Below are 11366 nucleotides of genomic sequence, written 5' to 3' on the forward strand. Positions count from 1 at the left end.
ACGAAATACGCAGTGCCTGTCCGCCGCTGTCTGGCGGGAGCGGAGCCATGGACGGCGGAGCGCCTGCCCGCCGGCTGTTTGGCGGGCTTGTCACGCCGTAGTCGTGACGGAGGCGGAAGATTGGGCAAAATGGGATGTTTTTCAAAGGTCTCATATTGAGGGCGAAAATACTTTGGGGGGTGACCGTTAAAGGCATCTTTGACCATGAAAGACCCTAATATACTTCAACTCATCAAATCCCGGAAGGATCACTACACGCCACAGCAGGCCAAGATCGCAAGCTATCTTCTCGGCAACTATGAGAAGGTGGCCTTCCTGACCGCGACTCAGCTGGCCAAGGAGATCGGGGTCAGCCAACCGACGGTTATACGCTTCGCTCAATCCCTGGGTTTTCCGAAATTCAACCTGTTTCTGGCGGCCTTCCAGGAACTTCTCACGGCGGAACTCACTTCCGCAGACAGGTTCAATCTGAGTCTGGTGGGCGGTCCTTCCACCTCCGAGGGAAGCTCGAATATCATTATCCGAGAGATCAGGACCCTAACGGCCTTTGCCCGTGACTTCCCCCAGGAGGCCTTTGACAGAGCTGTATCCATGATCGCCAAAAGCAAGAACATTTACGTCCTCGGGACGCGGGGCTCTGCTTCTCTGGCTCAATATTTTCGTTACTTTCTCAACAAGGTGAAAAGAAACGTGATAGCCGTCACCAGGGGTTCAACCAACGAGTACGACACATTGCTTCACCTGAAACCCGAAGACCTCGTGGTGGCTATCGCCTTTCCCCGCTACCCGAGGGAAACTATTGAACTGGTCCGATTCTGCAGGCAACGCGGGGCAACCATTGTAGGGATTACGGATAAGATCAACTCTCCTCTTTATGCCCTCTCGGAGCTTGCCCTGATTATCCCTGTGACCTTCAGCACCATTTTTGACTCTTACTGCTCGGCCATGTGCCTGTTCAACATGATGGTAACCGAGGTGGGAAGGGCCAACAAGGAAGAATCCGCAGCCATGATGCGTGAATTCGAGGCCATGGCCAGGGATCTGGAAATTTTCATTCGCGAAAAGAGAATAAAAAAACATGCATCAGACAAAAATCTCCCCGGAAACAATCAAAAACGCCTTTGACCCGGAACGAATTTCCTTTCTCATCGACACTTTTGCCGGGATCGGACGGGACGAATCAGGAGGTATTACGCGTCTGGCCTTCAGCAGGGAGGACCTGAAAGCCCGGGAAGCATTTCTCCGGCTCCTTGAAGCGGAACTCAACGTAAAGATCCATATGGACGCCTTGGGCAACATTTTTGCCCGGAGAGAGGGCATACACCCTGATTGGCCCGCCATCATGACGGGCTCCCACCTGGATTCCGTTCGAAACGGGGGCAAATTCGACGGCCCTGCCGGAGTATTCAGTGCTTTTGAGGCCTTCAGGGTACTGGATCAACTCAATATCGAAACGGAACACCCTTTTGTGCTGACCATGTTCACATCGGAGGAGCCCAATACTTTCGGCATCTCAACTTTCGGGAGCCGCGGTCTCGCGGGCAAGCTCGACAGGGCGCAACTGGAGAATCTCCGGGACGATGCGGGGAACGATTTCAAGACCGCTCTTGCATCCATCGGAGGCGATTTGGATCGCATACAGGATGCTGTCCTCGACCCTGCTACCATCAAGTACTTTCTGGAAATCCATATCGAGCAGATGCCTTTCCTTGAAAGAGCGCATAAAGATATCGGTGTGGTCAAAGGGGTAACCGGGATCTATCGGGAGCGGATCTCGGTCAGGGGTGTGGCAAGCCACTGCGGTACGACCCCCATGGACGAGCGGCGGGACGCCCTCTGTGCCGCCTCAGAGATCATTCTAGCCCTCGAGACGGCCGCCAGGAAAGAAAAAGAGAAGGCTGTCGCAACGATAGGACATCTAAACGTCTTTCCAAACTCGATCAATATAACCCCCGAACGGGTGGAAATGGACGCGGAGATCAGAAGCTATTACTCCGACAGCATCCGGCGAATCACCGATACCCTTAACGATACCGCTTCTCAAATTCAGAAAAGGCGAAGCATTCGCATCGACCGGGAGGTTCTCTATGAGACCGGGCCCACGACCTTCTCCCCCGATGTCAGAAAGGCCATCCGGGATGCAGCAGCTCTCTTGGGCTTGGACACCCTGGATCTCATCAGCATGGCAGGGCATGATGCGGCCCACATGAACGATGTGGCCCAATCAGGGATGATTTTCATCCCCTGCAAGGGCGGCCTCAGCCACTGTCCCGAGGAATGGACCGACATAAAAGATTTGGTCAAAGGGGCCCAGTGCCTTTTGCAGACTCTTCTTTTACTGGACACAAAATAAATAGGGAGAATCAATGAAAATGATGTCGGATATACTAAGTCGCATAGAAAAAGACGATGTCAGGTTCATCAGTTTCCAATTTACCACCATTGACGGCTCTATCAAGCAGCTGATTCATCCAGCCAGAAAACTGGAGACCCTCCTGGATGATGGACTCGGATTCGATGGATCTTCCTGTAAATATGTACCTGTCAACGAGAGCGATCTTCGTTTGAAGCCTGACCTTTCTACATACCGACTGCTTCCCTGGGGGAAACCGGAGAACCGGACGGCCCGCTTTATTTGTGATGTTTACAGGGGAGACGGCTCCGAGCCTTTCCCGGCGGATCCCCGGGGGATCTTGAAAAAGGCGATCCAGGACATGAAAAAGGAATTCGGGGAAGGCTGGGATTTTCTCCTGGCCCCTGAAATCGAGTTCTTTCTCCTGGAAAAGGATGAATCCGGGAATTATGTCCCTCATGACCGGGCCTCATACTTTGAAATACCTCCCTACGATAAGGGAGCGGAATTTCGAAAAGACTTGAGCCGGGCCTTGGACGCTATGGGGGTGCCTGCGGAGAAGAACCACCACGAAGTGCCGGTGGGCAAGCATGAGATCACTTTTGGGCACGACGATGCCCTCACCACTGCCGACAACACAATGACTTACCGCCAGGTAGTCAAATATTTCGCCGGTCAAAAGGGACTTGTCGCCACCTTTATGCCCAAACCCTTTGTCTGGACTTACGGGTGCGGCATGCATGTCCACTTGAATCTGAAGGATACGAAGAAAGGGATCAACCTTTTTGCCGACGAAACCCGGGAGCATGGACTCTCGGACATTGCCCGCCATTTCATCGCAGGCCTCCTGGACCATGCCCGCTCCCTTGCGGGGATCACCAATCCGTCGGTTAATTCTTACAAGAGACTCGTTCCCGGGTGGGAAGCCCCGGTGTATGTGTCCTGGGGATTCAACAACCGTTCCAGCCTCCTGAGAATCCCGGCCTCATCCCTTAAGGCCCTCCGGGTGGAGACCCGGAACCCCGATTCCTCATGCAATCCCTATCTGGCCTTTACCGTTCTTCTTGCCGCGGGACTTGACGGAATCAGAAGAAGACTGGAACCGCCACCCTATATCAATGACAACATCTATGCTCTCTCTTCCGAGGAAAAAAGGAAGCGGGGTATCGAGGCCCTCCCCGGGAGCCTGAAAGAAGCCCTGAAGGCTTTCAAGGACGACAAGGTCCTTCTGGATGCCCTCGGCGATGTCCTGGTAGAGAAATTTCTGGAGATCAAGGAAAACGAAGTACAGGAATTCGCCACCAGCGTTCATCCGTGGGAACTGGAAAAATATATCAATGTTTAACCAGGAAGCCTGAATGAATTTTCTTAAGAAAATAACCTGGCTCATTGCCGTCCTGGCATTGCTTTTCCTTCTGATCGTTCCAAAACTGTCGGTGTCGAACGCCTTTGTGTTCTACATGCTGTTTTGGATTACCTTGGCCAGTTCCTTCAATATTATTTACGGATTCGTCGGGTACCTGCCCTTTGGATTCGTCATGTTTTACGGGGTGGGCACCTATATCACGGCAATTCTTTGGAGCCGATTTCAAATCCCGATCCCCCTGTGCATTCTGGTTTCCGGACTGGCCGGCGTTCTTTTGGCTCTCCTTTTCGCCCCCACACTGCGCCTCAGGGGGATCTACTTCTCCATCGTCAATTTCTCCTGTGCCATGGTGTTGAGGATCGTTGTGGCCAATATGCCTGAAAAATGGACGGGGGGAAGTTTCGGCATTACCCTTTCCCATGCTTACAAACCCGTATTGAGCTACTACTTCATGTTTGTACTCATGGTCATTACTGTTCTGGTGGCCTTCCTGCTCCTGAAATCCAGACTGGGCATTGCCCTCAGATGTATTCGGGACGATGAAGCAGCGGCCTCGACCATGGGGATCGACGTTGGGCTGTGTCGCTTGAAAGCCTGGATCCTTGCCGCTCTTTTCCCGTCCATGGCAGGCGGTATTGAGGCCTGGTACACGGCCATCGTGGACCCCGACACCTCCTTTAACCTGATGATTACCACCAAGGCAATTGTCTACTCCATGTTCGGGGGTCTGGGAACCATCATCGGCCCCATCCTCGGTGCCGTGTTTATGTACTGTCTCGATGACTTCATCTGGGGAACTTTTCCCCTACTGAACCTCTTGGTCCTCGGTATCATGGTCGTCTTTCTGGTCCTGTTTCTTCCCAGGGGCATTGTGGGTTCGGCAACCCGAAAATGGCCCCGGCTCAGGGGGATTATTCGATAAAGCGTATCAGGTGACCTATGTTTGACTTAATTCTCATGGCCATGGCTTCTGGACTTTTGATGGGCATCCTCTATGGACTGATTGGGATAGGGATGAACATCATCTACGGCGTGATGCGTGTGGTAAATTTTGCCCACGGTGAATTCATGATGCTGGGCGCCTATATCGCCTTCTCCCTGCATCGTATCCTGAACCTGAATCCAATTGAAAGTATCGCGGTGGTATTGCCGCTTTTTTTTGTCATCGGACTTTTGCTCTTTCATTTGCTCAATCCGAGACTTCAGCGCTCGGATGATCCGGAGATGGCCTCCTTTCTGACTTTTTTCGGTATTTCCCTCATTATCACCTCATTGATCCTGTTGATCTGGAAGGCAGATCCTCGGAGCATCCCCTTGCCCTTCGATAGGGCCTCTCTGCTTCTTGGGCCGGTTTTCATGCCCACAGGTCGTCTTGTCAGCGGGGGGATCTGCATGCTGGCGGTTCTCCTGATCAGCCTGTTCCTTTACAGGACTTACACCGGAAAGGCCATCCGGGCCATCATCGAAAACAGAGAGGCTGTCTCCATTTTGGGGATCAACGTCCAAAAACTCTCGGCCATTGTCTTTGGCATGGGGCTTGCCATGGTGGCGATTACGGGCTGTTTGATCACCCTGGCCTTTCCGTCTCTTACTCCTGTCATGGGACAGAGCTACACTCTTATCGCCTTTGCTGTAATCGTTCTTGGAGGACTTGGAACGCCCCTGGGAGCTCTGCTCGGAGGACTGGTTTACGGACTTGCTGAAAGTCTCAGTTCCGTGTTTCTGCCGGTAGCCCTTTCTCCCGTGATCGCCTTTCTCATATTAATTCTCATGGTTCTTGTGCGACCGCAGGGCCTTCTGGGTAAGGTCTCTACGAGAGTATAAACGGATATTATGGGAATAAGCGTGAAACCGTTTCTTGAAACAATAGACATCGTAAAAGTCTTCGGGGGATTGAGGGCCCTTGATGGGATCACCCTTTCAGTCAGGGAGAATTCCATTACCTCAATCATAGGGCCCAACGGGTCCGGAAAGACAACCTTTCTCAATTGCATCAACGGCATCTATAAGCCCGATGGAGGGAACGTCAGGTTCAAGGGAAAATCAATCTCAGGCCTCAAACCCCACATAATCGCCAGGCTGGGCATAGGCCGCACCTTCCAAATTTCCAGGATCTTCAAGAAGATCTCCGTCCTGGAAAACATTTTTGCCTCCGTGCTTTCCTCCGAAAAATCAAATGAGCAGTTGATGGCTGAAGCCTGCGATATCCTTGAACGGATCGGGATGATCGATTTGAAAGACAATCTGGGAGAGGAACTTTCAGGGGGACAACAAAAACTTCTTGAATTGGTCAGGCTATGCATCTCGGATTCCGATCTCATCCTTCTTGATGAACCCTTTGCAGGGGTTCATCCCGAACTAAAGGCCCTTTTCTACGAGGAGATCAAGAGACTCCGGGAGCATGGGAAAACCTTCTTGTTGATCAGCCATGACATGAAATCCGTATATACCCTGTCTGACGAAATTATTGTGTTCGATCTTGGGAGAATCATCGCCAGAGGCTCTGAAGAAGACATTAAGAACAACGAAGAAGTCATCGAAGCCTATTTGGGAGCATAACGGTGGCCATACTATCGGCGAAAAACCTTACGGTCTCTTATTACGGAGACATAGACATCCTCAAAGATGTCTCTCTCGAAGCGGAAGAAGGTTTGATTACAACCATTATCGGCCCCAACGGGGCAGGCAAATCAACACTGCTGAAGACCCTTTATGGCTTGTTGAAGCCAAAAAAGGGCTCAATCTTCCTGAAGAACAGGGACATCACCCATCTCAAGGTACATGAATTCATCAAAACCGGTATCGCCTATGTTCCTCAACTGAGAAGCATTTTTCCGGATCTCACGGTCTTTGAGAATCTGGAACTCGGAACATGGATCTTCAAAAAAGACAAAAAAAGGGTAAGCAAGGCCATTGATCGTGTATATGAGCGGTTTCCGATTCTGGCGGAAAAGCGGAAAGAAAGGGCGGGCCTCCTGAGCGGAGGACAGCAGAAGATGCTGGAGATCGGACGGTGCCTCCTCACCGAGCCCGGCATCTGCCTGATGGATGAACCCACGGCGACCCTAGCCCCCAAGATTGCCAACCAAATCTATGAGACACTGATTGATCTGAAAAATGAGCACATCACCATCATCACGGTGGATCAACGGGTGAAACAGGCCTTCGAGATATCTGACCATATCTATGTCCTGGAATTGGGAAGGAACAAGATCAACGGATCCAAGAAGGAATTCGAAGGAGGACTCAAGGAAATGATTAAGGGGTGGCTGGATTAATGGGATCTTTTTTCTCCACCCTGTTGAGTTAACCCAAATTCAAGGAGGGAATCGTGATGAAAAGTAAGTCTTTTGTGTTTTTTGTTGTACTGACTGTTTTCGCTTTCAGCCTGAGTATCGGCCAGGCCTTCGCCAAGGATGTCATCAAAATCGGCCTCACAATCTCCACTACCGGAAAGTACACCTTTGCTTCTTCTCAGGGTTTCAAAGGGATCAGCATCTGGGCGGATCTGATAAACGAGCAAGGCGGACTGATGCTCAACGGCAAGAAAGTCCCCGTGAAGCTCATCTACTACGATGACCGGAGCGATAAGGAAACGGTCGCCAAGCTTTATGAAAAACTCATCAACCAGGACAAGGTGGATGTCTGCTTTGCACCCTTCGGCTCCACTCTGACGGGTGCGGCTGCAGCCATCACCGAGAAGTACGGAAAGATGCTCGTTATCTGGTCGGCGGCATCGGACGCTATCTATGCGCAGGGGTATAAAAACATCGTCTCCGCCACGGAGACCCCAGTGTCCCTGATGCCCAAGCCGGAAATCGACCACATGGCATCTCTGGGTATCAAAAAAATGGCCATTGTTTACGTGGACGAACCCTTCCCGGCCGGTCTTGCCAAGTACGCCAAGAGCCTGGCAGAAGCTAAGGGTATCAAGGTCACCATGAGCGAGAAGTTCTCACCTGGCACCAAGGACTTCAGCATTCTGCTCCAGAAGGTCCGCATGACCAAGCCAGACGCCTTCTATGCCTCAGCCTATATGGATGATCAGAAGATCATGATCCGCCAAATGAAAGAGGCTAATCTCATGTTTCCTTACGTCTACATGGTCTATTCGGGCATGCCCCAGTGGGCCGATTTGAAAGAGGACGGCCTCTACATATTCGGCCACACCTTGTACCACAAAACCCTGAACTGGAAGGTAAACGCCGGGCTTTCAAGAGAGGATTTCGAAAAAGTGTTCAACAAGAAGTTTCCTAAAGCCGAGAATCCCCCTGATTTTCAAACCTCCCTGTCCTATGGTGCCGGCGTGCTCCTGGGTAAATTCATTGAAAAGGCCAATTCTTTGAGCGGGCCGGCTCTCAAGAAGGCGGCTCTCGAGCTTTCTAAAAAGGTGACAGTGATGACCGGGCCCTATGAGATCGACGAATCAGGCAAACAACTCCAGATGCCCTTTATCGTGACCCAGATCCAGAAAGAAAACGGGAAACAAAAAATGGTCCTTGTTTACCCCGAAGCGGTGGCTACGGCCAAACCTATCTATCCTATTCCGGGCTGGAATGACCGGTAAAGGGAGTCCTGTTGAAAGGGCCGCTGAATCGGAGGTGATACAGAGGCGGCTTTATTAAATCGACAATCATGCCCTGAACTCGCACCTGGGGGGAAACGGATATTATTCGTTTCCCCCCACAATGATTCCAATCGAGAGGCAATGATTAAATGACCATCCTAGATGAAAGAACCACATATGTTCTGGCTGATCTGACCCGTTCGATCCGCCTCAATGACATCCCCCAAGAGGTTGTCCGGAAGGCCAAGGAACTCATTCTGGATTCCATGGCCTGTATCCTAGGGGGGGTAAATATGGAACAGGGGAAAAAGATGCTTGCCCTTTACGGTTCCATGGGAGGCGTTCCTGAGGTGTCCATCTACGGGACGCGGGAAAAGATGCCCCTTCTCAATGCTGTCAGCGTAAACGCTTATCTTTCAACCGTTCTCGATTTCGACGACACCTACGACGGCCATCCCGGGTCGACCATCGTCCCGGTGGCCTTGAGCATGGGTGAGCACCATGATGTAAGCGGCAGACTTTTCCTGGAATCCGTCCTGGCCGGATATGAAATCGGGATCCGGGTTTCCAATGGGATCAAACCGACCCCTGAACGAACCAAACGGGTGCGGGGCATCAATACCTGGCAGATCTTCTGCGCCGCGGCGACGGCCGCAAAACTTCTGGGTCTTGACCGGGACCTGACGGCCCACGCATACGGTCATGCAGCTCTTCATGCCCCTGTGCCGACTCTAAGGAAGTGGGGATTTATCGACGGTAAGATACAATGGTTAAAAAATAATTTCGGATGGACATCCTATGGAGGCGTTCTATCTGCCCTGCTGGCCCAAATGGGCTTTCTCGCGGACACGACCATTATGGACGGTGAGGACGGCTTCTGGATTATGGCATCTTCGGACCGGTGCAATTTCGAGGCCCTGAGGGAACCTTTAAACACCTGGTACACTTTGATGGTCCACACCAAACCCTACACGGCATGCCGCCATATCCATCCCACGCTGGATGCCGTTTCCGCGATCTTGGCCGAGAAAAAACTTTCCCCTGAGGATGTCGAGGCCATTGAAGTGTGGACCTTTTTCGAAGTCGTGGAAAATTACGGATTCCTGCCCTCCATACCCTTCGATGTTCCTTTCAGCGCCCCTTTCCTGATATCGCTGCTGATTCACGGGATCCCCACCGGGACTGAATGGTTCAATGGGACCTACCTAACGCAAAAATCCATCCTGGAGACAGCCCGGAAGGTCACCTTGAGGGAATGGGAGGAGGCAAGCAAGGCCTACCCTCTGGTCAAAAGGGAGTTAATGTCCCGAGTTGAAATCAAGACCAAGGCAGGCGATCTTGCCAACAGGACAATAAGGGTGCCTAAAGGGGATCCCCGGAATCCCATGTCGGATGTGCAATTGAAACAGAAATTTTTCACCCTGGCAGAACCTCTTATCGGAAAAGAACGATGCGAGGATGTATACAAGAAAGTGATGCGTATTGAGGACCTGGAAAGCATACGGGCCCTTACAAATCTGCTGGTCCCATAATCCTACCAAGTTAGTGTCCATTCATAAAGCAGGCAATTTTATTCAAGGTCAAGCCTCCGGCCCGTAAGGCCTACGCCCCGGAGGGGAAGGAGAATATTTTATTAGGATGCCAAGCGGCAGAGGCACCATGCATTGAAGTATTTCGAGGATTAAAATTTGTCCGCCCGGTAGCGACGACTCCCCACCCAACGGGTGGGTCCCCGGTTTGAGCCTGGCCCGAGAGATTGAGGAAAAGGGCCATTTATGGATGGGTACTAGTCGACAACGTCCCCCTTTTTGAACAGATTGAACGTCTGCCCCGGCAGGAAGTCGAAAGACTTGACCAGGAGATATCCCGCACGCTTCATTTCCTGCAAGATGACCTCAACGGGCGTGTGATGCTTGAATAACCTGACAAAACCAAATCCGCCCCCGGGAGCGTGGTCAATGATCGCTACCCTCCCATCCGGTTTCAAGGCCCTCTTGAGATTGCGGAAAAACTCCACCGGTTCGGGCAAATGATGAAAGACATTCCTGGCGAAGACAAGGTCAAGAGAGGCTTCAGGCAGGCCTGTCTCAGATCCTTTTGCCACCAGGAAATAAATGTTATTCAATCCTTCCTGTTCAGCCCTGCGCCTTATGAAGTCCAGGTACTGCGGCTTGGTATCGACGGCGTAAACTTTCCCGGTCTCGCCCACTTTCCCGGCGAACTTGAGCGTGAAGTATCCGCCTCCCGAACCGATATCAGCAACGACGTATCCTGGCTGGACCTGAAGACTCTCGACAATCTTTTCCGGCATGTTTCCGGGCGAAGATGCTTCCCTGTTCAACATTTTCAAGAAAAATGAGGTGAACATCCAGCGACCCCCTATCATGTGCTGTCCGTGCTCCGTGACTCGTTGCGCGTAACCCCCACAAAAATCCTTCGAAGTCTCCGAAGCACGGATATTGCGTCCTTTATTTCCTCTCCATCGATATCTATCCCCAGCCCTTCCAGGAAATGCGCCTCCGTACGTCTCATCGCCTCGATCAGGGTTTCCCCCCGCCGGGTCAGGCGCACGATACCGGAGCGTTTATGCGCCGGGTTGGCGGTCGTCTCCACGTAGCCTTCTTCCTGGAGCCGGTTTACCAGCGCCTGGATGTACTGCCGGGAAACCGGCCGCGCCCGGGCCATCTGGGGCACAGTTTGCGGTCCAAGGCGGTCAAGGCCCCTGAGGATGCCGCGCATTGCGGCCGTAAGCCCCGTACCCGAGTGAATACGGGCCGCAATGACTCGCAAAAGATGATACAGGGCCACAACTTCATCGACAAGAACCTCAATGGCCGGCTCTTCATGTTGTCGGTCTTTCATGACAATTATATTGTCATAATGACAATATAATTGTCAAGCAAATCTCACCGGACCATCCCTCGGAGGCCGATGGTTGGCCTGGGAAGCGATCTTCCACAAGGCGTCTCCACATCTTGCATTTTTCAATGTGGCCTTGACATCTATTTCCGCCAGTATCCCGAATTCTTCCGCAGCCAAGGCTTCCTTTACTTTGGCCACCGCTTCATCGAAGCTTCCCC

Annotated in this window: 12 protein-coding genes; 9 read left to right on the top strand and 3 right to left on the bottom strand. The window is 52.0% G+C overall.

The annotated features are described in order from the left end of the window. Positions 1 to 204 precede the first annotated feature (204 nt). The 9 genes from JRF57_13820 (at position 205) to JRF57_13860 (ending at position 9818) form a co-directional block, all read left to right on the top strand. Positions 205 to 1125, top strand: a complete 921-nt coding sequence (locus tag JRF57_13820; protein ID MBW2304775.1) for a MurR/RpiR family transcriptional regulator — start codon at positions 205 to 207, stop codon at positions 1123 to 1125. Beyond that, a complete protein-coding gene (locus tag JRF57_13825; protein MBW2304776.1) occupies positions 1079 to 2353 on the top strand; it encodes a M20 family metallo-hydrolase in 1275 nt (424 codons plus the stop codon). Before JRF57_13820 ends, JRF57_13825 begins: the two co-directional genes overlap by 47 nt. Positions 2354 to 2366: 13 nt before the next feature. After that, complete coding sequence (gene glnA / locus JRF57_13830; GenBank protein MBW2304777.1) at positions 2367 to 3698, top strand: type I glutamate--ammonia ligase; 1332 nt, start codon at positions 2367 to 2369, stop codon at positions 3696 to 3698. 13 nt (positions 3699 to 3711) lie between these two features. Continuing rightward, positions 3712 to 4641: a branched-chain amino acid ABC transporter permease gene (locus tag JRF57_13835; protein ID MBW2304778.1), complete on the top strand. Its 930-nt coding sequence runs from the start codon at positions 3712 to 3714 to the stop codon at positions 4639 to 4641. Positions 4642 to 4658: 17 nt separating this feature from the next. After that, entirely contained in the window at positions 4659 to 5543 is an 885-nt protein-coding gene (locus JRF57_13840; GenBank protein MBW2304779.1) for a branched-chain amino acid ABC transporter permease, read from the top strand. A 9-nt stretch (positions 5544 to 5552) separates the two neighbouring features. Then, positions 5553 to 6278 carry an ABC transporter ATP-binding protein gene (locus JRF57_13845; protein MBW2304780.1) on the top strand — a complete coding sequence of 242 codons (726 nt, stop codon included), beginning with the start codon at positions 5553 to 5555 and terminating at the stop codon, positions 6276 to 6278. After that, the gene (locus JRF57_13850) at positions 6275 to 6997 is read left to right on the top strand and encodes an ABC transporter ATP-binding protein (GenBank protein ID MBW2304781.1); all 723 of its coding nucleotides are present in this window, start codon (positions 6275 to 6277) and stop codon (positions 6995 to 6997) included. The genes JRF57_13845 and JRF57_13850 overlap by 4 nt, the downstream gene beginning before the upstream one ends. A gap of 56 nt (positions 6998 to 7053) precedes the next feature. Further along, positions 7054 to 8286 carry an amino acid ABC transporter substrate-binding protein gene (locus JRF57_13855; protein ID MBW2304782.1) on the top strand — a complete coding sequence of 411 codons (1233 nt, stop codon included), beginning with the start codon at positions 7054 to 7056 and terminating at the stop codon, positions 8284 to 8286. A 149-nt stretch (positions 8287 to 8435) separates the two neighbouring features. Further along, positions 8436 to 9818, top strand: a complete 1383-nt coding sequence (locus JRF57_13860; protein MBW2304783.1) for an MmgE/PrpD family protein — start codon at positions 8436 to 8438, stop codon at positions 9816 to 9818. Positions 9819 to 10072: 254 nt separating this feature from the next. Here JRF57_13860 and JRF57_13865 read toward each other — a convergent pair whose 3' ends face one another. Genes JRF57_13865 through JRF57_13875 form a run of 3 tightly spaced genes read right to left on the bottom strand, consistent with a single transcriptional unit; the run spans position 10073 to position 11346 of the window. Beyond that, positions 10073 to 10654 carry a class I SAM-dependent methyltransferase gene (locus JRF57_13865; protein ID MBW2304784.1) on the bottom strand — a complete coding sequence of 194 codons (582 nt, stop codon included), beginning with the start codon at positions 10652 to 10654 and terminating at the stop codon, positions 10073 to 10075. A gap of 14 nt (positions 10655 to 10668) precedes the next feature. Beyond that, complete coding sequence (locus JRF57_13870; protein ID MBW2304785.1) at positions 10669 to 11148, bottom strand: MarR family transcriptional regulator; 480 nt, start codon at positions 11146 to 11148, stop codon at positions 10669 to 10671. A 33-nt stretch (positions 11149 to 11181) separates the two neighbouring features. Beyond that, positions 11182 to 11346 carry a hypothetical protein gene (locus tag JRF57_13875; GenBank protein ID MBW2304786.1) on the bottom strand — a complete coding sequence of 55 codons (165 nt, stop codon included), beginning with the start codon at positions 11344 to 11346 and terminating at the stop codon, positions 11182 to 11184. Between the last annotated feature and the right edge of the window lie 20 nt (positions 11347 to 11366).

This window comes from Deltaproteobacteria bacterium (assembly GCA_019310525.1).
Lineage (GTDB): Bacteria > Desulfobacterota > DSM-4660 > Desulfatiglandales > HGW-15 > JAFDEE01.

Coding starts and splice junctions, on each gene's coding strand:
- JRF57_13825 (MBW2304776.1), top strand. CDS start 1,079: ATGCATCAGACAAAAATCTCCCCGGAAACAATCAAAAACGCCTTTGAC.
- JRF57_13855 (MBW2304782.1), top strand. CDS start 7,054: ATGAAAAGTAAGTCTTTTGTGTTTTTTGTTGTACTGACTGTTTTCGCT.
- JRF57_13845 (MBW2304780.1), top strand. CDS start 5,553: ATGGGAATAAGCGTGAAACCGTTTCTTGAAACAATAGACATCGTAAAA.
- JRF57_13860 (MBW2304783.1), top strand. CDS start 8,436: ATGACCATCCTAGATGAAAGAACCACATATGTTCTGGCTGATCTGACC.
- glnA (MBW2304777.1), top strand. CDS start 2,367: ATGAAAATGATGTCGGATATACTAAGTCGCATAGAAAAAGACGATGTC.
- JRF57_13820 (MBW2304775.1), top strand. CDS start 205: ATGAAAGACCCTAATATACTTCAACTCATCAAATCCCGGAAGGATCAC.
- JRF57_13835 (MBW2304778.1), top strand. CDS start 3,712: ATGAATTTTCTTAAGAAAATAACCTGGCTCATTGCCGTCCTGGCATTG.
- JRF57_13865 (MBW2304784.1), bottom strand. CDS start 10,654: ATGTTCACCTCATTTTTCTTGAAAATGTTGAACAGGGAAGCATCTTCG.
- JRF57_13840 (MBW2304779.1), top strand. CDS start 4,659: ATGTTTGACTTAATTCTCATGGCCATGGCTTCTGGACTTTTGATGGGC.
- JRF57_13870 (MBW2304785.1), bottom strand. CDS start 11,148: ATGAAAGACCGACAACATGAAGAGCCGGCCATTGAGGTTCTTGTCGAT.